This window comes from Levilactobacillus tongjiangensis (assembly GCF_003946345.1).
In the GTDB taxonomy this organism is placed as follows: Bacteria; Bacillota; Bacilli; order Lactobacillales; family Lactobacillaceae; genus Levilactobacillus; species Levilactobacillus tongjiangensis.
In genome coordinates, this window is record NZ_RHNY01000015.1 from 19,860 (window position 1) to 43,295 (window position 23,436).

Below are 23,436 nucleotides of genomic sequence, written 5' to 3' on the forward strand. Positions count from 1 at the left end.
CAGTGTGACATACGCCGAAACGCGGTTGCCCCGTGAGAAAGTTTTCCGGGACCCCGTTCACAATTACATTTACGTGCAACATCAAATTATTCTGGACCTCATCAACACCCGGGAGTTCCAGCGTCTTCGCCGGATCAAGCAACTCGGTACGGCTTCGCTGATTTTCCACGGGGCGGAACATTCCCGCTTCACCCACTCGCTGGGGGTCTACGAAATTACCCGTCAAATCTGTGACAATTTTCAACGTAACTACCCGACCAAAACACCGGGTGACGGGGGTTGGGATGATAGTGAGCGTCTGACAGCACTTTGTGCGGCCCTACTCCACGATATCGGTCATGGACCATACTCACACACATTTGAGCACATCTTCCACACCGACCATGAAGCCATCACCGTTGAGATCCTGACTTCCCCCGAAACCGAGGTTAACCAAGTCTTACGACAGGTGAGCCCCACCTTTCCAGCTGAAGTCGCAAGTGTGATTCAAAAAACGTACCCGAACCCCCAAGTCGTCCAAATGATCTCCAGTCAAATCGATGCCGATCGCATGGATTACCTGTTACGTGACGCCTATTACACTGGCACGCAGTACGGGACGTTCGATCTCACCCGGATTCTGCGAGTCATGCGCCCCTACCAGGACGGAATCGCCTTTGCCATGAACGGTATGCACGCGGTCGAAGACTACATCGTCAGTCGATTCCAAATGTATCAACAAGTTTACTTCCACCCGGTATCGCGAGCTATGGAAGTCATTTTAGACCACCTGCTGGGACGGGCTAACGAACTCTATCAGGCCGGGGAAAGCGATGAAAGCTTCATTCCCCACCTCCTCCTGCCATTCTTCAACCACCAGTTCAATCTCCAAGACTACCTGAACTTGGATGACGGTGTCCTCACGACCTACTTCATCCACTGGCGCCAGTCACCGGACGAAATTTTGGCCGACCTCGCGCACCGGTTCCTCGATCGCAAGCCGCTCAAGAGTGCGGAATATACCGCTGAAACCCAATCCCTGTTACCCCAACTTCAGGAAATGATTCGCTCAGTTGGCTTTAATACCGACTACTACACTGCCACCGACAACAGCTATGATCTGCCATACGATGACGCCTATGATCCTAAAATGACGTATCCGTTGACCCAGATTGAGCTCCAAGAACCTGATGGCACACTGCTTGAACTCTCGACAGTGTCCGACTTGGTCAACGCCATTCGTGGTAAATTCAGCGGGGATCAACGCTTCTTCTTCCCGAAGGAAATGTTGAATCCCGGTGACGACGCACCCGAAATTTTCCAACCAATCTACGACGAATTCGGGAGTTATATTCAAAACAACCAACTCATTCAACCCAAGGAGATCTAACCAGATGACCATCAAATTAATCGCAATCGACATCGACGGTACCCTGCTGAACGAAAAGAACGAACTGGCTCCCGCAACGGTGACCGCCGTTCAAGCCGCCCTTAAGCAAGGCATCAAAGTCGTCCTCTGTACCGGCCGGCCCCTGGCTGGGGTTCAACCCTACTTGGATGCTTTGGGCATTAGCGGCGACGAACAATATGCCATTACGCTCAACGGATCAGTGGCTCAAACTGTCTCTGGCAACGTGTTGACGTACCACTCACTAAGCTACGACAACTATGTTGATTTAGAAGCCGCTGCCCGAAAACTCCAAATTAATTTTCAAATTGAAACGCCGGACTACATCTACACCACCAACAAAAACATCAGTGCCTACACGATTGGTGAAAGTTACCTGGTCAAGATGTTGATTCGGTACCGTGAACCTAGCGAAATGAGCCGCGACTTGACCATTTCTAAAGCTATGTTCGTGGGGGACCCGAAAGAAATCGACCGCATTGTGCCGTTGATTCCACAGGACTTGAAGGACCGGTTCTACGTCGTGCAGAGTGAGCCCTACTTCGTGGAGATCATGAACAAGAACGCCAGCAAGGGAAACACCCTTCACGAGTTAGTCACCAAGCTGGGCCTGACACCAGCTGACGTCATGGCCTTAGGTGATCAAGGGAATGACTTGACCATGATTAAATACGCCGGCCTAGGTGTCGCCATGGGCAATGCCATCGATGAAGTCAAAGAAGCCGCCCAAGCGGTCACATTGACCAACGCCGAAGATGGTGTGGCCGCGGCCATTCACAAGTATGCATTAGATTAAACCACCTTACTAAGTCATTAAAAATACTATCCCTAAGTGACGAACCCGACTAAGCTCGGCGTGACTTTGGGTAGTATTTTTTAGTTTGCTTATAGGAAATTACCAATGCTATGATTATCCAAAACATTACAAGTGTTATCGACTTACCCGCCAAGCAGATAAGTCGATTTTTTTATAAACTAAACGAACCTCGGTTAAAATTCGGGATTTAACCGCGTTATTTAAACCTTTAGTGGGCGAGCGTGTTATCCTAACGGCAATCAGAGGAGATGATTGATTATGAACATGACTGAATTTGCGGCTAAGGTGGGGTGTAGTCGAGATACGCTGCGGTTTTACGAGAAGGCTGGCTTGCTAGTCCCCGTAAGAACCGCCCGTAACTACCGCCAATACACAGTAAGTGACCTTGCGACTTACCGAATTATTCATAGTTTGAAGCGGGCGGGTCTCCCCCTCGCAGAGATCAAACACATCTTACAGTTGCGTTCGGAAAATGTAAGCGCCACCTGTTGCGCGGATACCTTACGCTTTATCACGGGTAAACACACCCAGTTCATCGACAATCAGCATTTCTACGCCGCCCTCTCAGGACTGACCGACGAAATGGCTGAAGCACTGACTCGTTCCACCCTCTCACACAGTGAGTTAGAAACCATGATTGAACAAATCGGCGAATTAGATGATCAGGTCATCTAAAATTTGGACCGGATGAGGCAAATTGACATGAAGCAAACCTAGTTTCGAGGTGCCCGTTGGTTGGTACCTCGATTTTTTTGTCGCCAAGTTGGTTCAACGGTAAGTCCCTAATAGCTAACCGTCTATGACTGGCGGTAAAACCACAATATGATAACCTCATCAAGATTTTTTTACAGAAAAGCGGCGCTAATTGCCACAAACTGGTAATTAACACCACTTACTACTTCAGATTTTGAGCTTGACCCCAGACTCATTTTTTGATGAATTAGTTATTTTCTGGCTATGACCATTGGGTAATTACTTCACTCTCTGGGCGATAGCAAAAGCATAGAATTTAATGGTTAGGGGAGCATTATCTTTAACCTTATTGCCAGTTGTGTTTTCGGCAATATATAGCCCAATTTGATAGTTCTTAAGACGTTTTAGTTTTGCAGGTGTTAATCCGTAGTCTTTTGCTAGAATATTCTTAACTTTCTTGACCCGGGTAACAGTTGCGACATTATTGCTCTTCTTCAAATAGGCAGTAACCTTAGGGAAATATGTAATATGCGTGTAGTTTTTTGTCTTTAGAGAGCCAGATTTTACATCGGGAAGAGACGGATCTTCATCGGACATGGTTTCCGCGACTTTATAAGCAGCAATATTAGTTAAATCTAAGTTTAACTTCATATTTGGTAATGCTTTGACTAAAGCCTTAGTAACTTTTTGTGATTTAGAGTACTTAATGTAATTGGCATAGTCTGCGTTGTTATAAAATAGTTCTATTGGAACATAACGCCGCTTGAGCTCATCCATTGCTAATCCTTTGGTCAAGTATCCACGCCAAATATAGCCTTGCGTTGACTTAGGATGTTTTTTAGTGCCGCCAGCATTTACATAATAATAGACGGCTTTTGTATTGCCGTGTTTAAGAACCGCAATTGAAGTACGTGAGAACGTCGTGTTGGGACGATCAGTCAAATAACCGTATCGTTTAGTGTGCTTCTTATTCCAAAGGGCAACCTTTTTATTAGGGTACTTTGCCCGAAAACAAATTGGTGTGAAAATGCGCCAATTTTCTGAAACTACAGTGTACTTTGTTGCAGCTTGAGCTGGTTGGATAGATAGAAGACATAACGCAGTGCCAAGTATTACACCCAAAACAATACCTAGTTCACTTTTTAATTTCATAATATTCACTCCTCTTACTTGAGTCTACCATAAATTGAAGATGATTTAAGACAACATCCAATGGCTAAGACAGATCCGTACAACTTTACGATTCATATCCAAGATAGCGGTCTTCTCATACCCACTCTTAAGTTGGATTTTTTTTCCGGTAGAAAACTTAATTCTACAATGAACGCCCAACCCTTTTCGTAAATCCGAATCAGTCTTTACGATGTATGCTAAAACGCATTGACTCCACTGCTAAGCAGTTACCCGTTTGGTTGAAGGCGCCGCCAGGATTCTATTATTGGTAATTATGTAATATCCCAACGCTCGTCAGGTTCATTACAGATACCGTGAGCAACGTATGCATCGGCGGATAAGTTGCCTAAGCTAATCAGACGTTTCACCTTTAACAGAATGTCACCGATGGTTCATGATTTTTAGTGACAGACACGATTGTAATTAGCAAAAACCCATCAGTAGGTGCTAACGCTCAACGACGCCACTACTCATAAACTACGTAAAAACTGAACGGCGACACGCCATTCATTGAAAATTTTTGCCAAAATAAAAAGCGACGCCGTTTTTTCAACAGTCCATCGCCAGATTCAGGTAAGTCTAAATTGTAAATACGATTCCTAAAATAATGTAACAGATGCCGGTCACTAAACCAAACCGAGCCAATGGATTCACCACAATGGGAGAATTCTTTACACTTGCCACGTGCCGGACACCAATTTTTTCACCGGGTAACGGGTCTTGACCTTTTTTCCGACGGTGCCGCCACCCCGTAAAGAGGTGCCCCTTCGCCAACACACAGATAGCCCCGAAGACCAAGAATGCTAATCCCACCATGAAAAGCAGGTTGCCAATCAACATAAATGGTTGACCTAAGACTTTCATAATTAACGCAATTAACAGTCCAGCTGCAACGGTCCCCGTCGTAGCTCTTTTCCAGTTTTTCATTGAATCACAGTCCTTTGCAGAATCTCATTTGGACAACTTGCTGATGACTAACTTGCTACGTTGCCGAAACGTGCAGAATGAGGCAGTCAGCTCCGCTTAACCCCGTTAGCTAACTACTCCAAGAACCGGAGTATCTAGCTAACGACGTTAATGCTCACTGACTAACCGCCTCATTCCACACTCTTAATTATAAAAAAAACTCAAGTCAACGCCCAGCGCTGCTCAAGTTTTTTGTCGTTTTATTGTTCGTGACTCCGGAAACGGTTCTTGAACAATGGGCTGACTGGCCGGTTTTCGTTAATCCGCTTGATGGCTTGACCAATCAGTGGACCAACTGAAATTTGTTCGATCTTATCAATTTGCTTATCTGCCGTCAGTTGAATTGAATCAGTCACCACTAATTTCTTAATTGGCGAATCCTTGATTCGTTCGATGGCGGGACCAGACAACACGGGGTGGGTACAGCTAGCGTAAACTTCCGTAGCGCCAGCTTCCATCAACGCCCGGGAACCTAAAGTAATGGTTCCGGCCGTATCGATCATATCATCGATCATGATACAACGTTTGCCCTTCACATCCCCAATGATGTTCATGATTTCCGCCACGTTGGCTCTTGGCCGCCGCTTATCGATAATGGCAATTGGGGCCTTCAAGAATTCAGCTAAGGCCCGTGCCCGCGTCACCCCACCATGGTCGGGTGAAACAACAACAGCGTCTTTTGCTAAACCATTGCTCAAGAAGTAGTCCGCCAACAAAGGCGCACCCATCAAGTGGTCAACGGGAACATCGAAGAATCCTTGAATCTGGGCAGCGTGTAAGTCGAGGGCCAAAACCCGCGTCACACCCGCTGTTTGTAGCATGTTGGCGACTAACTTCGCCGTAATCGGTTCACGGGACCGGGCTTTCCGGTCTTGCCGTGCGTAGCCGTAGTACGGAATGACCACGTTGATGGTGGCCGCACTCGCCCGCCGCAGGGCATCAATCATAATCAACAGTTCCATCAAATTATCGTTGACGGGTGCCGACGTCGATTGAATGACATAAACGTGACTGCCCCGGACACTTTGTTCAATGTTAATCCGAATTTCACCGTCACTAAATCGGTCCACCGAAGTTTTCCCTAATTCAACCCCAACTTCGTTAGCGATTTTTTCCGCCAACGGTTTGTTGGAATTCAACGCAAAGATCTTTAATTTAGGGTCAAAATATTGCGTAGCCATAATTTCCTCCAATAGCAAGTAAGCTGCCTGAATTTACTACAACAATTTTATGCTAACGGGTCGCGAAACACAAGACCTTAGCCTTAATCTTCACCACGATATGGTAGTTTCTGATAATAATTAGGCTTATTAGTCTGGCGTTCCCGCGCGATTGCCATGTCATATTGATTAACAGCATCAGTAATCGTTGAACCTGCCGCAATAAAACTGTGGTCTGCCACGTTCAGTGGAGCCACTAAGTTAGAGTTTGAACCGATGAAGGCGTCATCCCCTACCACCGTTTCGTGCTTATTCTTGCCATCGTAATTGACGAAGACCACACCACACCCAACGTTGATGTTCTTCCCCAACTTGGCGTTCCCAACGTAGGTCAAATGCCCCACCTTGGTTCCTTCGCCAATCGTGGCTTTCTTAACTTCCACAAAGTTCCCAAGGTGAACCTTAGGCCCGATGTGTGATTCTGGTCGTAAATGACTGTTAGGACCAATGTTACTGCCACTTGCCATATCGGAATCTTCCAATAGCGATGATGTCACCGTAACGTGATCTGCTAATTTGGCATTCCGTAGCTCTGAATGAGAACCAATGTAACAGTCATCACCAATAACCGTGTCACCTTTAAGTAGGACGCCAGGTTCGATGATGGTATCGGAGCCAATCTGCACATCCGCCTCAATGTAAGTCGTGGCGGGATCAACCAGCGTCACACCGTTACGCATGTGCTGTTCATTGATCCGGTTACGCATGATGCGCGTGGCAGCGGACAATGCCACCCGGTCATTAACACCCATGGATTCATGAAAATCGGCCATTTGGTAAGCCGCAACGATGTCACCCTTGCTCTTCAAGATCTCAATGACATCGGTCAGGTAATATTCCCCTTGAGCATTGTCGTTGGATGTTTCGTGCAACGCTTTGAATAACTTTTGGTTATCAAATACATAGACCCCGGTGTTGATTTCATGGATTTCCTGTTCTTCGGAACTGGCATCCTTTTGTTCCACAATTTTTTCGACAATCCCAATGTTGTTCCGCACGATTCGACCATAACCAGTAGGATCTGGCGCCATCGACGTCAAAATCGTCGCTGCAGCGTGCTTCGCTTCGTGATAGGCAAACAAGTCTTCAAACGTTTCAGCTCGGAATAATGGTGTATCCCCACTGACGATCAGAGTCGTTCCCTCTTCGTCCTTTAACATAGGTTCCGTCTGCAAGACCGCGTGGCCCGTTCCCAGTTGTTCAGCCTGTAAGGCGTATTGTGTCCGGTCACCCAACGTTGACTTTACTTCTTCAGCACCGTAACCAACGACCGTCACAATCTTATCCATCTTAGTCTGTTCAACCTGGCTCAACACGTGGTCGACCATGGCCTTACCACAAACCTGATGTAACACTTTGTACAGCTTAGACTTCATCCGGGTGCCCTTACCGGCAGCGAGGATAATGGTATTTCTCGTACTCATTCCGATATCTCCTAGTTTAATTGATTATTTTCATCGCCAAAAATCTGCGTCAGGTAATTACCTGGCGAGACGCGAATCTGTTCGTCCTTGGTCTGAATTTTCAAGAGCGAGGTGTACTTGCTGACAGTCCGTTGACCGTCAAAATCGCCTTCAGCGAATACGGCAACCCCAGCCAGTTGAGAATCAAATTCATCAACCAACGAACGCAGGCCCCCAACGGTCCCGCCGCCCTTCATGTAGTCGTCCACGATTAAGACTCGTGAACCTGGCTTCACGCTCCGCTTAGAGAGTGCCATGCGTTCAATCCGCTTGGTTGAACCAGATACGTAGTTCACACTGACGGTCGAACCTTCAGTAATTTGTGAATCATGCCGGACAATCACGAACGGAACGTTCAAGTAGTTCGCCACACTTTGGGCCAACGGAATTCCTTTGGTCGCAACGGTCACAACCACATCAACGTTTTGATTCAAGTATTGGGTGGCCAAGATCCGCCCAATCTGTCGCAACGCCGCGGGCCGACCAAGAATGTCGGACATGTACACGTAGCCACCTGGCAGGTAGCGATCCGCTTCGGACAGTTCAGAAATCATATCGTCAACGAACTGCTGTGCTTCTTCACGTAATACGTACGGAATGAACCGTGCGCCACCAGCAGCACCAGGAACCGTCTCAAGCAAACCAGTCCCCCGAGCCTGGAAGGTCCGCTTCAGAATGGTCAAGTCTTCACTGATTGAAGACTTGGCTGATTCATAGCGTGCTGCAAAGAACGTCAATGAAACCAATTGATGCGGCCGTTCCAATAAATACCGGGTCATGTCAACTAACCGGTCACTTCTTCTGACTTTCAACTTCTTCACCTCAACATATTCTTTAGAGTTAATCGTAAGGCCAATTTTAGCATAATTGTTCGGGTTTTTCGTTACATTTCCGTGAGAATTGAAAAAACTTGTGGAAAATTAAGAAGTCAATGCGAAGAAAAAAGCGTCAAACCGGCTGATTCCCTTGCTTTTCACAAATATAATTATTCTGGAAAGATTTACAGCGCATAAAACCGAACCACTTACAGTTCTGATCTATCTGTTTGTGAGCAAATCAGAGGAGCTAACCAACCGCTAAATATCTAGTCCACTGGCCAATTGAAAAATACAGCATCAACACGAATAAGCAGAATTCACAAAAAAGGGTCTGCTCACGCTATTCGGAATACACCCCCCACCACTAACTTTCGTCAACGGGTATTTCACAAGCTCGCCTGGTTGAAATCTCCGACGACTTACTACCTGGTTGTCAACAGTGGCCACGCTCACGTCAACAAAAAAGCGACAACTGTCAGTTAAACTGACCAGTCGCCGCCTACCAATTTGTTAAATTAACGTTACTCAGCCGTCTGCAACTTCTGCCAGCCCAATGCGATGAAGTAGAAAATAGCTTCAATGGCAGCAATAAAGAATGAAACGGGATAATTCGTCACGTAGCTCAAGGTCAACCCGGCCCAAACGCCGACCAAAGCCAGCGCAATGGCCAACACCATCATGCCACCCACGGTATGGGCAAAGTACTTGGCCGTCGCTGCGGGTAAGGTCAATAGGATGAAAATCAACAGGGAGCCCACGATTTGGGCCGCCACACTGACACTCAACGCTAACAATACCAGGAAAGTAATTGACAGGGCGTTGGTCCACAAGCCCTTGACCCGCGCACCCGTGTGATCAAATGAATCAAATTTCAGGAACCGGTAAATCACGAAAATGACCAACAAGACTAGTAATGACAGCCACAACATTTGTTGAACATCGCCGGCACTGATCCCAATCACACTCCCAAATAGAATGCTGGTCGCATAGCTGGCATTCTTATTGGCCAACGAGAGGAATAGAATCCCCAGACCGATGAATAACGCTGAGATGGCACTCGTAGCCGCCTCACGTCGTTCGCTGCGAGCACTTAACTGACCGACAATCACCGAACTAACGACCGTAAATAACAGCATCCCGTTCAGGGGCGCCCAACCGGCAAAAACCCCGAACGCCGCACCAGAAAAACCAATTTCAGACAGCGTATGGGTCAAGAACGACATATTGCGGGCAATAACAAACACACCCATGATGCCACAAATAATGGCAATAATGGTTCCAGCCGCGAAGGCGTTACGCATAAATTCATAACTAAACATTTTCGCCCTCCCAAACCTTCTGTTGCGTCAATCCAGCAATCTGACCCTGCTCCGTACCTTCCGGCATCAGCATCAAGTACTGCGAGCTATACTTACGCGCCATTGGAATATCATGGGTCACGAACAGGACCGTCAACTGCAATTTCGTGTTTAACTCCTGAACCAAGTCCAACAGCTCGGTCTTAGTTACGGGGTCCAGACTAGCCGTCGATTCATCTAGGATTAACAAGTTAGGTGCCTCAACCAACGCTTGTGCCAGATAAGCTTTCTGACGTTCACCACCGGAAGCCTGACCAATTGGTCGGTTGGCAATCTTCTCTAACCCCGTTTCACCGAGAATTTGTTGAACGGCTGATTTCTCCTTGCGGGAGAGCCACGGCCATTTCCAACCAGTTAGGTTTAACCCGACAAAGTCCCGAATAGTCAGCGGATAATCCGCATCAATGTTCCGAAATTGTGGGACGTAACCAATACGAACGTCACCTGCATTGGGCCAGTAACTCACGCGCCCATGGGTTGGCCGTAATTGATGCAGAATCGTCCGCATCAGGGTTGTTTTACCGACCCCATTCTTACCAACGATACTCCAGAACTCCCCTTGATTGATGGTGAGGTTCAGATCAGTAAAAACCGGATGGTTGGGGAAAGTCACCCCAAGATGTTCAAGCTTTAAAATAGGTGTCTCCGTCATGAGCGACTCTCCTCCTGAATCCGTTGAACTTGGCGATACTGTTGTAACATCCATGTGCGATAAGTTTGCTTGGTTGGCATGGTTTCTGTGACCTTTACCACGGGAATCTGGTGTTTCCGCGCCAATTTAACCATCGCCGTCACGTTCTTGCTTGAATTTTGCGTATTCTCAACAAAGAACGCAATGTCGCGCTGTTTAATCTGCTTTTGCAACTGGGTAATATCTGCTGGCGTGGGATCGCTGTCCTCTTCAATGGCCTGGGCAAAGTGATTATCGCTGACCTGATAACCCATGGCCTTTAACGCCAAATCAAAGACTGGTTCACTGACAGCCACCTGGCGACCATTAGCCCGGTGCGCAATTTTTTGTGCTACCTGTGGCAGAACTGCCAATTGCTTTTCATAGGCTCGCCCTCGTTGCTGAAACACCTTTGCGTGCTGGGGGTCCAATTTGCTGAACTGTTTAACCAGTTGTCGGGTCACCAATCGCATCGTCTGTGGATCCGTCCACAAATGTGGGTTTGCTCCAGTTTTTTTGCCCATCAGTTGTCCAATATTGAGGGTCTTAGTTCCGGAATCCCGATTAGCTGCCACGACTTTATCCATCCAGCTGTCGTAGCCCAGACCGTTTTCAATCACCACGTGGGCTTTGGCTACCTTTTTTGCGGTACTAATGTCAGGTTGATAGCTCTCGGCGTCGATGCTGGGACTGTTGATAACGGTGGTCACTTGCCCGCGGTCACCCAAGATAGCCTTGGCAGCTTCACCATAAAAGCCGAGGGTCGCAATGACCTCAATCTTACTGGTATGTTGCGGCTGGGTGGTCTTAGCACATCCAGCCAACGTTAGAATCACCGCTAGCAAGCCAATTACGGTGACAAAACGAAACTGCTTCATCTGCCTGCTCAACGTCTGTCATCTCACTTCATCTAAAATTTATGTAAACAGTAATGATTACCGTTTAGTTATTTTACCAGAGATTGAAAACTTGTCAACAGGCCTTGTACGTTTCTTAATCAACGTAAGGTTTTAGAAAATCCGCCACCATTTGATCATAAAGGATAGGATCCTGGCTACGCGTCGCGATGTGCGCCGCTACGGGGTCCCGGTACTTCTGCTTAGGCCCAGCTGCGGCTTGGTACAAGATGTTGAGGTTTTCAACTGGCACCGTCTGATCGTTGGCCCCCTGAATCAACAAAATTGGCAAATGACTCTTCTTTAACTGCCCAGCTATATCGCCATCCGCCAAACGATAGTCAGCAAACCGAGAATACTGATCGGCCAATGGCAACGTTGGGGTTGCTGGCAAATGATATTTATGATGTAACCGGAACCGAGCTTCCGCCATAACAGACGCATAACCAGAGTCTGCGATAATTGCTTTAACGTTGTTAGGTAAGTCTTCACCAGCAGTCGCCATAACAGTAGCAGCCCCCATTGAGATTCCCATCAAGACGATCTGAGTCTCCTGCCCGCACTGGGTCAAGACCTTTTGAATCCAACCTTGATAGTCGATTCGATCCGGCCAACCATAACCAATCGTGTTTCCCTCACTGTCCCCATGGGCGCGCGCATCGGGCATTAAGACAGCATACCCCCATTCGTGAAAGACGCGGGCGTAGGGAATCATTTGCTCACGTGCGTGGCCTAAACCATGAGCAAGGATGGCAACTTTAGTCGTCGGCTCATCGGCTTCAATAAAGCTCCCCCGCAAAAGGAGACCATCCAAACTCGTTTGCGTCCACTCAATCGGGTGTTGCCGCAAATACCAAGCGTTATCCGCCGCGGAATTTTCGGCAATTGCCCGTTCTTTCGCCTTTAACCGACCGCGTGAAAAGGATTTTGTCGCCATCTGATACACAACAGCAGCCCCACCTAATACGCCGACAGTGCCAGCAGCTACCAGCACCCCCGCACCAGTCGCCAATTTTTGCCAAGTCTTCATCATTCACTACCCCATTTCATTTCTAGTTACCTTCACTGTACCCAAAAAACGTAAGCGTTACCACCATTTCCAAAAATATTCTTAGAAGTCTTGAAAATTCAGTCAAAATGACAATCGTGGCCTAAGTCGTCTAAATGCGGCTCACAGCCCCTTTTACGTTTTCATTCCCTGCTAGTAATCTGTTCGGTTTTCAGCCCGTCAGCGCGTTACCTGGGGTAAATAGCAACATAAAAGCCGGCCACCCCACCGGAATGACCGACCGTCCTTAGTTTATTTGATTGCTGATGGTCTTTTTCTAATCTAAGTCGACTCTTTCATGATTCTTAGCAGCCTGATACAACAACTGAATCAATTCACTCTGACTAAGTTCTGCGTGACGGAGCACTTCTCGCGCTTCTGCTACCAGCTTAGGATCCACGGCCACCCGTTGCGTCTCTTCTCCCAATTCTCTCACCTCGTAGGCTTTAGAATGCCGCTTTATTACACTTAGCGCAACCATAACGTCTTACAAATTAAATCATGCTCAAATCATTGATACATCAGCATTTTGGTTATCACATGCTTTATAAAATGGACACTAAAAAAGCCGCCCATCAACTGAGCGACTCAACTGTTCGTCTAATCAACAAATTTACGCGCTTAGTCCATAATCGTGCGAACCCGTGCTTGGAGCTCTGGAACCACGTCGTCAACAAACCACGGATGTTGATGCATCCACCCGTAATTCAGGGGCGACGGATGGACCAACGGAAAATACACTGGCAGGTAGTCCTGGTAATGAGCCACGGTCGCCGTCAACGTTTTCTCCCGTTTAGGTAAATACGCTTTCTGCGCGTACTGCCCAATCAACAGAGTCAACTTGATGTTTGGCATTAACGCCAGCAACGGAGCATGCCACTTCTCAGCGAATCCCTTTCGTGGTGGTAAGTCCCCACCATGCGCGTGTTTCCCTGGATAATAGAAATCCAGCGGCAACACTGCCACCTTTCCTGAATTGTAAAATTCATCCTTCGTGACGCCCATCCAGTCGCGCAAACGATTCCCACTGGCGTCATCCCAAAAAGTCATGGACGCCTGAGCTTGCCGGCTGGGAGCCTGGCTAATCAATAAAATCTCTGCGTGCGAATCAATGTGGTACAGGGGCAAGATGCCCTGCGCCGTGAACGACTGGTTCATTGGATCTGCCTGAATTGCTTGAAAAATATCATCAGCTGATTGGATAGTGGCCACCTGCCTTCCTACGGTAACGGTCGAACGAGGTAAACTTCTCGACAGAAGCCCTTCATGCCGTTAAAGACTCGCTGTGCCCGTGATTGCTTACCACACAGGCCAAACACGGTGGGACCGGTACCACTCATCTGAGCGGCGTCCGCCCCAAACTTCAACATTTGCTGCTTCAGCTGCGTAATTTCAGGATAACGATGCGCCGTCAAGGGCTCTAGCGCGTTACCCATCCGATCACACATGGCATTGATATCTTGGTCCCGCACAGCTCGTAACAGGCCCTCAATGTCCGGATGTTCTAACCGATCATAGCGAATCTGTTGGAGGATACTAGGCGTAGAAACACTGACCTTGGGTTTAGCTAAAACAACCCAGGACGCTGGCAATTTAGATAGCGGCGTAATTCGTTCTCCCCGGCCACGAACGTGTGCGGTTCGACCGTACACACAGTAGGGCACGTCCGAGTCAATTTGCAGGCCTAGTTCGGCCAATTCCTGCCAGCTTAGATTCAGCTGCCACAACTCGTTGAGCCCCCGTAAAACAGCGGCTGCATCCGAAGAGCCACCACCTAGTCCAGCGGCCACAGGGATGTTCTTGGTAATCCGGATATTGACGCCCTCTGCGATATTAAATTTAGTCTGTAGTAAATGCGCCGCTTGAAAGGCCAAGTTACGTTGATCATTCGGCAAAAAGCCACTATCCGAGGCCACTCGAATGCGTCGATGCTTCGTTAACGTTTGAATTTCTACGTAGTCCGCCAAGTCCACGGACGTCATGACCATGTTCCACTCTTCCGCCCCATCCTGGTGATGAAAGGGAGTGTCAAGGCCGAGGTTGATCTTGGCTGGCGCCTTTTCAATCAGTTGCATGAGCTCACCTGAATTCCAGATAGACCCGCGTCTACCTTCTCGTGAATTTAATTAAGCTTATTATACTATGCTTACCCGTAAAATAAAAAGGATTCTCCGATTTACTGGGTAAGTCGTCCTAAATTATTGGTGAGTGGAACGGATAGTTCGCCGCATTTGTGTGATCTGAAACACGCTAACCTGAATATCAGTACAGAAGGAACAACTAGGCATTCATCCTCAAAGTAGCCGAAGACTGGGAGCTGGCTGTATCGACGGTGTTAATCGAGGACCGAACCCGCAGTATCAGTCTTCGGCGGACACTACTGCGAAATTTTGGGCAAAATAAAAAGGCCATCCGGCCCAATTATTTATTCATCAAAGTCTACTTCGATGTTTTTAGTTAAGATATCAGTGTAACTATATGAAACCCGTTCAAAAGAGTTTTCGTTTTGGTCTAAATCCACAACGAAGACAGCTGGATAGGTTTCCCGAAGAATTCCATGCCGCTCTGTCGTCTTCTTACGCCCTGCCTGCGCGATGACCATCAGCTTTTCGCCGATGCGATCGTCCAGTTTGTTCTTAATGTTCGCTAAACTTGTTGGCATGCATTTCACCTCTGTGAAACAATTATACCAGGGTTTCACAGAAATTGCAAATTATACCACAACCGCCTACAAACCGCAAGAATCAGCAGTTGGTAAGGGTTACATCAATCCATCATTGTGGAAAGCATTGGTTAATTCAATGAAATTAATCAGTGTTAGCCGTTCTGGCCGTAGCTGCCGCGAGATTCCGACCTCATTCAAAACCTTTTCGATTCGTTCGCGAACCTCCGGCTGCTTCCCAAAGATTCCCTGAAGATTGTTCCACAGCGATTTCCGCCGGTGAGCAAAGCAACCCTTAACAAACTTGAACAGTGCACTATCTTCGTACGGTTCAACTGGCAAAGCCTCTCGTGGCGTCAAGCGAATAATCGCGGAATCAACGTTCGGTTGTGGAATAAAAGCCGTTCGGGGAACGGGGAACGCCACTTCGACGTGCGCCCGGTACTGCATAACAACGGACAACGATCCATAGGCTTTAGTCCCAGGTTCAGCTACCAAGCGATCGGCGACTTCCGCCTGCATCATGACGACGATTGCATCGAACGAAACCGTACTCTGTAGTACCCCCATTAAAATGGGCGTTGTGATGTAGTATGGCAGGTTGGCCACCAATTTCAAAGGATGATCAGGTTCAAACTCAGCCTTGACGACCTCTGGCAAGTTAGCCTTCAGGATATCCTGATTAATGATTTTAACGTTGTCGTAATCCATCAAAGTGTCGTCCAGGACGGGCAACAAATTTTCATCGATTTCAAAGGCCACGACTTTTCTGGCTTGCTTGGCGATTTGTTCTGTCAACGCGCCAATTCCGGGACCAATTTCAATGACGTTATCTTGCTTCGAGACGTCACCTGCTGCCACGATGTTCCGTAAGATATTTAAATCCGACAGGAAGTTTTGTCCCAGACTCTTCTTAGCCACCAAGTGATAGCGCGATAGGATGGCCTTTGTCCGGGCGGGTGAACCAATTTCGGGTACACTATTCTTCATGCTTGTCCTCCTTTGCACGAACCTGCTTCAGGGCAGTCGCGAAGTCCTCGGGCTGAATACCAAACATTCGGAGACGCTTCTCCAATTGTTTCCCGTTAACGTAACCAATCTGTAGGATCTCTCCTAATTGTTCTCGACGTTCTTTGGCGCCAGCACCACCAATCAAGCCTGCCGCCATCAGATCCTCGTGCGTAATCAACGTAGGCGCCGCCGTAGTCTCAGTGTAGACGTGGTCTAAGGCCGCACGGATGGCAGCTGGACTAGCGTGTTCAACCCCCAAAGACCCACCGGCCTTATCCGGGCGACCCTCAGCTTTCGGCAAAAAAGCGTGCTTCGCATTAGGAACAGCTTCCGCCACAATTTTTCGAATCTTTTCTCCCGAAAAATCAGGGTCGGTGAAAATGATGACGCCCCGTTGATCCGCTAACTTCGCAATTAAAGCCAGTGTATCCTCATCAACGGCGGAGCCACGTGTCTCAATGGTATCGGCGTTAACCGCCCGATTAATTTGTTTGGTATCATCCTTGCCCTCAACCACGAGGACCTCTTTAATCTTTTTCATTCGTTTTGTAAAACTCCTCTGCGTTTTTAAACGTGGCTGCGGCAATTTCCTCTGGTGTCGTCTCACGTTCCTTGGCAATCGCCTCAACCGTGTAACGGGTAAAACCTGGTTCGTTTTGTTCGCCACGGTGTGGTTCTGGCGTCAAGTACGGCGCATCAGTCTCCACCATCATGACATCAAGTGGCGTAGCCCGGACGGAATCGTGAACCTCATGGGCGTTCTTAAAGCTGGCCACACCAGAATAAGAAATGTGCATGCCCAGGTCGAGAAACTTCTTCAACCATTCCGGATCACCGTTAAAACTGTGCATGACCCCACCAATTTCACTAATATCGGCGTCTTTAATTATTTGATAGGTATCTTCAAACGCATCCCGGTTGTGTACTGCAATGGGTTTACCGACCTCTTTGGCAATCACGATTTGCCGGGCAAACACCTTACGCTGCACGTCCTGTGGTGAACTGTCCCAGTGGTAGTCCAGACCAATTTCACCTAAGGCCACCACCCGTTCATCAGCCAACTGTTCTTCCAACAGTTTTTCAGCCGCCGCATCATAATTTTTCGAATCTTCAGGGTGCCAACCGACTGCCGCGTACATTTGTGGGTACTGATGAGCCAACTTGATGGCGTCAGCGTTCAACTGCGTGTTGGAGCCGATGTTCGTCAGCTTAACGACTCCCAGGTCCGCCGCTTGTTTAAGGTAACGGGGTACGTCGTTGATGAATTCTTCACTGTTCAGATGCGTATGTGAATCAAATATTTTCATCTTGGTCCCTCCTTGAATTATTTGTTTGTTATTAGTTTTTTGTGTCGCCTACGGCAGTCAGGGGCCACGCCGTGGGGCAAACGGCAACCATGGTAGCCTCGAAAATCACGAGTCCCCAGGGCGCCTTGAAGCCTCACAAAACCGTGAGTTTTCAAGGTCGTCCCATGCTCTAAGCGGTAAACCGCTAAGACCAGCGACACCGCGCGACCCCTGACTGCCTTCGGCTCTAGTTTGATGAACATTAACAGATAGTTGCTCAACCAGAGCTGTTCAGAGGCTACAAAATGGTCACATCACAATCCCCATTCAATTCTAGTACTGGCTATCTACCATTCTGATTGTTTTAACGTTCATGAGCCCTGTACGAGAATAACCTGGTTTAACCACATTGTCCACCACTGCAGCTAATATTCTCTATTGATTATAACAACCGCCATAAACAAATAATACCATCCACGCTATTTGTTTTTGGGAAATTGGCGACAATCTTAGCCAGTGGACGCCAGAGACGGGAGCCGCAGTGACAGCGGAGTTGCTTGGCGTTTTTGACCAAGCTACACCGCGGGGCGAGCTGGGAGACCGGCCGTTCTTTGGCTGGGCTTCCAGTCGAGGAACAAGACCGCACTTTGACTTGTTCCGGTCCCCACAGTGGTCCCCGTCCCTGGCAGCCACAAACAGCCAAACAATGAAGACCTTCTAAAACAAAGAAAAGCGCGGGCTAGCGTCTCCATAATGGTCCGCCGCCCACGCCTCAATTTTTAATGATCATTCAAATAAATTTAGCTAACGGATGACCCGTTGACCAAACTGTCTGGTAACGTCAGCAATTGAACCTTGCCGTCGTGTTCAGCGGACAACAACATCCCCTGACTCACTTCACCACGCATCTTCCGCGGCTTCAAGTTGGCCACGATGACCACCTTTTTCCCGACCAGTGCTTCTGGTTCTGGATACCATTCAGCAATTCCAGAAAGAATCTGCCGATTGCCTTGGTCCCCAGCATCTAGCTGGAACTTCAACAGTTTGTCAGCACCCGCAACGTGGTCGACCGCTTTGATCTGGGCCACGCGGAGTTCAACTTTTTCAAACTTGTCGAAACGAATTTCTGGTTTTTCCAAAGTTAATTCCGTGTCTTCGGCCTCGCTCTTAGCGGCTTCTTGCTGTGCCTGAGCCTTGGCAGCCATAGCGGCCCGGCCTTTAGTCTTTTCAGACTTAGTCATTTGACCTTGAATAAAATCGACCTCTTCTTGCACGTCGATTCGTGGGAAGATTGGGGTTCCCTTTGCAACGACTTGCTTGCCAGCTGGCAAATCAGCCAATGCTAAGTCACTCATCGTCATGGTAGCGGGATCTAAGCCCAACTGGTCAAAGATTTCCTTTGGTGCGTGCGTCATAACGGGACTGATCAACGTGGCAATGACCCGCAAACTAGCAGCTAAATGTGCCATTACAGCGGCCAACGCAGCGCTTTGACTATCGTCCTTGGCTAACTTCCAAGGCTCCGTTTCGTCAATGTATTTGTTGCTGCGAGAAACCAATTTCCAGATTTCTGACAGGGCGTCCGCAAAGTGCATCTTATCCATTAAGTCGTGGTAGTTCGCAATGACGTCCACGGCCGTCTGTTCTAATTCAGCATCGAATTCAGTGACGCCAGCGTGGTATTCAGGCAGCTTACCGTCTTCGTACTTGTTGATCATGGCCACGGTCCGGTTCAATAAGTTCCCCAAGTCATTGGCCAAGTCGTAGTTCAACCGGTCAACGAAGTCTTCAGGAGTGAACGTCCCGTCATTTCCGTAAGGCATAGCCCGCATCAAGTAGTAACGCAAAGCGTCCAACCCGTAACGGTCCACCAGCGTTTCAGGGTAAATGACGTTTCCCTTAGACTTGGACATTTTGCCGTCCTTCATCAATAGCCAGCCGTGCGCAAACAACTCGTCTGGTGCTTCAACACCCAGTGCGTGCAACACGATTGGCCAGTAGATGGAATGGAAACGAACGATTTCCTTACCGACCATTTGGACGTTGGCTGGCCAGTATTTCTTGAAGAGGCCTTCATCATCACTGGTGTAACCCAAGGCGGTGATATAGTTCAAGAGGGCATCGATCCACACGTAAACCACGTGTTTTGGATTACTCTTGACGGGGACCCCCCAGGTAAACGTGGTCCGAGAAACGGCGAGGTCTTCCAGACCAGGCTTGATGAAGTTGTTGATCATTTCGGTCATCCGTGATTCTGGCTGGATGAAGTGTGGGTGACTGTGATAGAAGTCTAACAACCAGTCGGCATACTTACTCATCTTGAAGAAGTAGGACTGTTCCTTGACCAACGAAACTTCATGGCCGGAAGGTGCCTTCCCACCGATCACTTTGCCATTGTCATCATGGTAAACTTCGGCGAGTTGCGTTTCAGTGAAGTATTCCTCATCATCTTCGGAGTACCAGCCTTCGTATTCACCCAAGTAAATGTCCCCCTGCTTTAACAGGCGTTCAAAAATTTCTTGAACCGCAGCTACGTGTTCCTGATCAGTCGTCCGAATGAACTTGTCGTTAGAAATTTCCAACGTCTTCCACAGCTTCTTGATACCTTCAGCCATGCCGTCCACGTATTTTTGAGGGGTCTGTCCCTGTGATTGGGCCTTGTCTTCGATCTTCAAACCGTGTTCATCTGTCCCAGTTAAGAAGAAAACGTCGTAACCATTGCTGCGCTTGTAACGGGCAACCGTGTCACAAGCAATCGTCGTGTAGGAGTTCCCGATGTGTAACCGCCCTGATGGGTAGTAAATCGGCGTCGTAATGTAAAAAGTTGGTTTTTCAGCCATAAAGAAAATGCCTTCCCTCGCTCTAATTTTTTCCGTTATTTTCGGGTTAAATTTTAATGTAAATTCTAATCCAGTATAGCATAAACCCCTGGTGAGCCATAGCGTTCACTTGGGGTTTTTCACCGTTAAATTTTGATGAAACCTCGACCATTTTATCGATGCAAATGAAAAAAGTACCCCGTCCATCACGAACAGATAGGTACTTCCCTCGTTCTTTGCCCAGACCCTTTAAAAGAGATCCAGTTGTTGTGGCGCTAAATTTTGCCAATGCAGGCCCAAGATTTCCTGAAGTCGTTGTGCATTGGGTGCAGCGTCCCGACCGGAGTTGTTGTTAAAAATCACGCAGACATCCTTCGCCGCTGCCGCTAACCGCTTGGTCAAGGCCGCCAACTCCTGGAGCTCAGTTTCCTGATAACGGTACAACGTCCGCGTCTTGCGCCAGTTCTGGCCTTGATTGAACCACCCCTCAGCGTTACGACCATGGAGGCGCACCACCGCCAAGTCTGGTGTGGTCACAGTTTCCACTAGTGGAATCCCGTTATTCAAGTTGTGCGGTTCGTCCGTAATCACGTTGGTAAATCGTAGCGACTGCAGATATTGCATGACGTCAGCCGTCATTTCTGGTGTCTCAAACCAACTGGGACTACGAAATTCAACGGCCACTGGTAGATCTCCCATCAGCACTCGCACGTCACGCAAGTATTGAATATTAACCGTCGTGCGGTTAAAGTACGGTGGAAATTGAAAGAGCACCGTTTGTAGTTGCTTGGCTTGAACCAACGGCTGAATTGCCTGACAAAACTCATCAAATGCCATATTTCGCGCGGTCTCTTCCACTGGTTCCTTACGGTCGTCGTGGTGCGTCATGACCTGATTGGCCTTCAAAATGTACTGAAACCCATCGGGAACAGCCGCCTGCCACTTCGCAACCGTACTCTCCCGGGGAATCCCGTAGAAGGGCGTATCGAGCTCCACCACTGGAAAGTTACCGGCGTATTCAGACAACGTTACCGGCCGATCTTCCCCACCGATTAGGGCTGGATGTTCCGTCCACGTCGTCAACCCAATCGTTATCACGTTGTCACCTTCTTATTTGAAACGTTCAAACTGCTTGATCAGTTCAGCTTCCGGGGTCGTCAATCGCCCACTAAGTTGACTGATCAAACGCTTACCAGCCAGTCGATCATTATAGCGAATCCCCGTCACACAGAGATCAATCAGGGCAAACATGACGGTTACCATCACCGCCTGCCGCCGAGCAAAGCTTGCATTGAACAGGGTCACTAACTGACTACTGAAAGCTAACTGCAGAATCCCATAAATCACGAGTGTATCTGGAATTAGCTGAATCACATTTAACCACCGCAGACGCCTCACCAGGTGTCGCAGTTGATTGATCACTTCTTCATGGCTCATCGGCAGGACCTCACACTTGTAAGTCGTTGAAAAATTCAGTGGCATCAGCTTGGACCATTTGGTAATCAAATCCTAAATCTAGTTTTTCCTGGTTGACCACGATGACCTGGGCACCGTCACTGCGATAGTCCAGTAACCCAGCAAATGGGTAGACCCGCATGGAGGTCCCGACAATCACGACCAGGTCGGCTTGCCCCATCGCGGCTACGGCTCGCTGAACGTTCAGGGTGTTCAACCCCTCATCGTAGAGCACCACGTCTGGCCGAAGCCAGCCGCCATCATCCGCATGGTACGGTGACTTCAGGTAATCCTGCCAGTCGACCGTAGCACCACAGACCTGGCAATAAACCTTGTACAAGTTGCCGTGAAATTCAACCAGGTGCTTCGTTTTGGCCACATTGTACAGGTTATCAATATTTTGCGTAATCACGGTGGCCCGATCTTGTTGGGTCAACGCCGCTTGCTTCTGGTGAATGACGTTGGGTTTGGCATCCGGATAGTACAGGTTTTGCTTCACATAGTCATAAAAGACCTGTGGTTCCTGGACTAAACAGGTGTGACTCAAATAATACTCGGCGTTACGGTGTCCGGTGTACAAGCCATTTTTCGACCTATAATCCGGGATACCAGACGGCGTCGACACGCCCGCACCCGTTAAGAATACGATGTGCTTAGCGTCATCAAAGGTTGCTTGTAAGCGCGCTTCCATCCCCATCATCCTTTCTTAAAAAGCCCTAACGTAAAATATATGGCATCTTCAATTCCTTGAAAAGTTCCTCAACCGTCATGCTGTAAATCTTGGTGAAGTACTCTGGCGTATCATTTTTCGGCGCTGGTGCGGGCAGAACGAACGCATTTTGATTATCAGCGCGGTTAAACCCAACGTAGCCCCGTCGTTGCGTCGTCTTCTCATGCATATCGGAATGATACAATTCAAAAATCTGTTTAACGGTCAAGCTAAGTTGCCGTTTAGACAAAGCACTCGTCAACGTTGTAAATTCCGTGTTATGGAGCGCTGGTAAATGCCACGCTTCCAATTGTTCATCAAAGGCCTTGAACAACTTGACCACATTCCGCCGCAACGTAAATGGTGAATCGATTGGCTTAGCAGTAATAATGGCATACAGCTTTTGGGCTGCTTCAAAACTAATTGGATAATCCCGCTTGAACTGCGCCATCAATTGGTCGTCATCCGTGCCGAAGAAGACCAAGGCATCTAACAACGTCAGCGTCCGCAACGTCATTTCATCGTCCACTGGTGTTGGTTCTGGCTTAATCGTGGCCGTGACCCCGTTTAAGTATAGGTCCTTAATATGATCATCAATCAAGTGATGCTTCTTTTGTTCACTGACCACCACAATGTGACTGACAATATCGTAGAGCTCAGTCCCCATGATCATCAGTTGTTCATCCAACTGGTCCTGACCGGTCGTCAATGAGAAGAAGACCTGAGGGAAACCAGATAAGATCATCAAAAGGTGCAGTAATTCGTGAGAAGCCGTATAGTTTGGTGCCGTCAGGTCGGCTACCTGAATGGCAATGTCCTTGCCCATTTGCATCTGTTGGGCTTGGTCGTGTCGGACGAAACCGGCTTGCAATTCACCAATAAATTGGACTTCAACTTTCCCTGGGTAAAGGGCGTTGACCTGGTCCAATAAGCCTTGAACCTCATCGTTCAGCTGAATATCTTGTGCTTTCATGCGTTTCAATCC

General features: G+C 48.2%; 24 protein-coding genes. 3 read left to right on the top strand and 21 right to left on the bottom strand.

Translation table 11 applies throughout. The annotated features are described in order from the left end of the window. Positions 1–4: 4 nt before the first annotated feature. The 3 genes from EKM75_RS09435 to EKM75_RS09445 all read left to right on the top strand — a co-directional run bounded on the left by EKM75_RS09435 (position 5) and on the right by EKM75_RS09445 (position 2,879). Positions 5–1,369, top strand: a complete 1,365-nt coding sequence (locus EKM75_RS09435; RefSeq protein ID WP_125694064.1) for an HD domain-containing protein — start codon at positions 5–7, stop codon at positions 1,367–1,369. A 4-nt stretch (positions 1,370–1,373) separates the two neighbouring features. Further along, on the top strand, positions 1,374–2,183 hold the full coding sequence (gene yidA, locus EKM75_RS09440) for a sugar-phosphatase (RefSeq protein WP_125694066.1): 810 nt from the start codon (positions 1,374–1,376) through the stop codon (positions 2,181–2,183). Positions 2,184–2,462: 279 nt separating this feature from the next. Continuing rightward, positions 2,463–2,879 carry a MerR family transcriptional regulator gene (locus tag EKM75_RS09445; protein WP_125684068.1) on the top strand — a complete coding sequence of 139 codons (417 nt, stop codon included), beginning with the start codon at positions 2,463–2,465 and terminating at the stop codon, positions 2,877–2,879. Between the two features lie 297 nt (positions 2,880–3,176). On the opposite strand, the gene EKM75_RS09450 is transcribed toward EKM75_RS09445, so the two are convergent. From EKM75_RS09450 to EKM75_RS09545, 21 genes are all read right to left on the bottom strand, one after another. Beyond that, on the bottom strand, positions 3,177–4,049 hold the full coding sequence (locus tag EKM75_RS09450; RefSeq protein WP_125694068.1) for a hypothetical protein: 873 nt from the start codon (positions 4,047–4,049) through the stop codon (positions 3,177–3,179). Positions 4,050–4,649: 600 nt separating this feature from the next. Continuing rightward, on the bottom strand, positions 4,650–4,997 hold the full coding sequence (locus EKM75_RS09455; protein ID WP_125694070.1) for a DUF3899 domain-containing protein: 348 nt from the start codon (positions 4,995–4,997) through the stop codon (positions 4,650–4,652). Positions 4,998–5,236: 239 nt separating this feature from the next. Further along, positions 5,237–6,217, bottom strand: coding sequence for a ribose-phosphate diphosphokinase (locus EKM75_RS09460; RefSeq protein WP_125694072.1), 981 nt, complete (start codon positions 6,215–6,217; stop codon positions 5,237–5,239). Between the two features lie 83 nt (positions 6,218–6,300). Next, on the bottom strand, positions 6,301–7,680 hold the full coding sequence (glmU, locus tag EKM75_RS09465) for a bifunctional UDP-N-acetylglucosamine diphosphorylase/glucosamine-1-phosphate N-acetyltransferase GlmU (protein WP_125694075.1): 1,380 nt from the start codon (positions 7,678–7,680) through the stop codon (positions 6,301–6,303). A gap of 11 nt (positions 7,681–7,691) precedes the next feature. Continuing rightward, positions 7,692–8,531 carry a pur operon repressor gene (gene purR, locus EKM75_RS09470; RefSeq protein WP_125684179.1) on the bottom strand — a complete coding sequence of 280 codons (840 nt, stop codon included), beginning with the start codon at positions 8,529–8,531 and terminating at the stop codon, positions 7,692–7,694. 527 nt (positions 8,532–9,058) lie between these two features. Next, a complete protein-coding gene (locus EKM75_RS09475; RefSeq protein ID WP_125684181.1) occupies positions 9,059–9,856 on the bottom strand; it encodes a metal ABC transporter permease in 798 nt (265 codons plus the stop codon). Next, positions 9,849–10,547, bottom strand: a complete 699-nt coding sequence (locus tag EKM75_RS09480; protein WP_125694077.1) for a metal ABC transporter ATP-binding protein — start codon at positions 10,545–10,547, stop codon at positions 9,849–9,851. The genes EKM75_RS09475 and EKM75_RS09480 overlap by 8 nt, the downstream gene beginning before the upstream one ends. Next, positions 10,544–11,443, bottom strand: coding sequence for a metal ABC transporter solute-binding protein, Zn/Mn family (locus EKM75_RS09485; protein WP_125694079.1), 900 nt, complete (start codon positions 11,441–11,443; stop codon positions 10,544–10,546). Before EKM75_RS09485 ends, EKM75_RS09480 begins: the two co-directional genes overlap by 4 nt. Before the next feature lie 115 nt (positions 11,444–11,558). Further along, positions 11,559–12,494: an alpha/beta hydrolase gene (locus EKM75_RS09490; protein WP_225426697.1), complete on the bottom strand. Its 936-nt coding sequence runs from the start codon at positions 12,492–12,494 to the stop codon at positions 11,559–11,561. A 292-nt stretch (positions 12,495–12,786) separates the two neighbouring features. Beyond that, a complete protein-coding gene (locus tag EKM75_RS12785; RefSeq protein WP_164508782.1) occupies positions 12,787–12,936 on the bottom strand; it encodes a hypothetical protein in 150 nt (49 codons plus the stop codon). Positions 12,937–13,130: 194 nt separating this feature from the next. Beyond that, a complete protein-coding gene (locus EKM75_RS09495) occupies positions 13,131–13,712 on the bottom strand; it encodes a uracil-DNA glycosylase family protein (RefSeq protein ID WP_125694141.1) in 582 nt (193 codons plus the stop codon). Positions 13,713–13,729: 17 nt separating this feature from the next. Then, entirely contained in the window at positions 13,730–14,584 is an 855-nt protein-coding gene (gene ispE / locus EKM75_RS09500) for a 4-(cytidine 5'-diphospho)-2-C-methyl-D-erythritol kinase (protein WP_125694081.1), read from the bottom strand. 350 nt (positions 14,585–14,934) lie between these two features. Next, on the bottom strand, positions 14,935–15,171 hold the full coding sequence (locus EKM75_RS09505) for a Veg family protein (RefSeq protein WP_061777444.1): 237 nt from the start codon (positions 15,169–15,171) through the stop codon (positions 14,935–14,937). 99 nt (positions 15,172–15,270) lie between these two features. Continuing rightward, entirely contained in the window at positions 15,271–16,161 is an 891-nt protein-coding gene (gene rsmA, locus EKM75_RS09510) for a 16S rRNA (adenine(1518)-N(6)/adenine(1519)-N(6))-dimethyltransferase RsmA (RefSeq protein WP_125694083.1), read from the bottom strand. Beyond that, the gene (gene rnmV, locus EKM75_RS09515) at positions 16,151–16,723 is read right to left on the bottom strand and encodes a ribonuclease M5 (RefSeq protein ID WP_125694085.1); all 573 of its coding nucleotides are present in this window, start codon (positions 16,721–16,723) and stop codon (positions 16,151–16,153) included. The genes rsmA and rnmV overlap by 11 nt, the downstream gene beginning before the upstream one ends. Next, the gene (locus EKM75_RS09520) at positions 16,710–17,489 is read right to left on the bottom strand and encodes a TatD family hydrolase (RefSeq protein ID WP_125694087.1); all 780 of its coding nucleotides are present in this window, start codon (positions 17,487–17,489) and stop codon (positions 16,710–16,712) included. The genes rnmV and EKM75_RS09520 overlap by 14 nt, the downstream gene beginning before the upstream one ends. Positions 17,490–18,268: 779 nt before the next feature. Continuing rightward, positions 18,269–20,308: a methionine--tRNA ligase gene (gene metG, locus EKM75_RS09525; RefSeq protein WP_125694089.1), complete on the bottom strand. Its 2,040-nt coding sequence runs from the start codon at positions 20,306–20,308 to the stop codon at positions 18,269–18,271. 228 nt (positions 20,309–20,536) lie between these two features. Next, the gene (locus tag EKM75_RS09530; RefSeq protein WP_125694091.1) at positions 20,537–21,385 is read right to left on the bottom strand and encodes a DUF72 domain-containing protein; all 849 of its coding nucleotides are present in this window, start codon (positions 21,383–21,385) and stop codon (positions 20,537–20,539) included. Between the two features lie 12 nt (positions 21,386–21,397). Beyond that, entirely contained in the window at positions 21,398–21,724 is a 327-nt protein-coding gene (locus EKM75_RS09535) for a hypothetical protein (protein ID WP_125684200.1), read from the bottom strand. A 10-nt stretch (positions 21,725–21,734) separates the two neighbouring features. Next, entirely contained in the window at positions 21,735–22,433 is a 699-nt protein-coding gene (locus EKM75_RS09540; protein WP_125694093.1) for an NAD-dependent protein deacylase, read from the bottom strand. Between the two features lie 25 nt (positions 22,434–22,458). Then, positions 22,459–23,424: an IpaB/EvcA family protein gene (locus EKM75_RS09545; RefSeq protein WP_125694095.1), complete on the bottom strand. Its 966-nt coding sequence runs from the start codon at positions 23,422–23,424 to the stop codon at positions 22,459–22,461. Between the last annotated feature and the right edge of the window lie 12 nt (positions 23,425–23,436).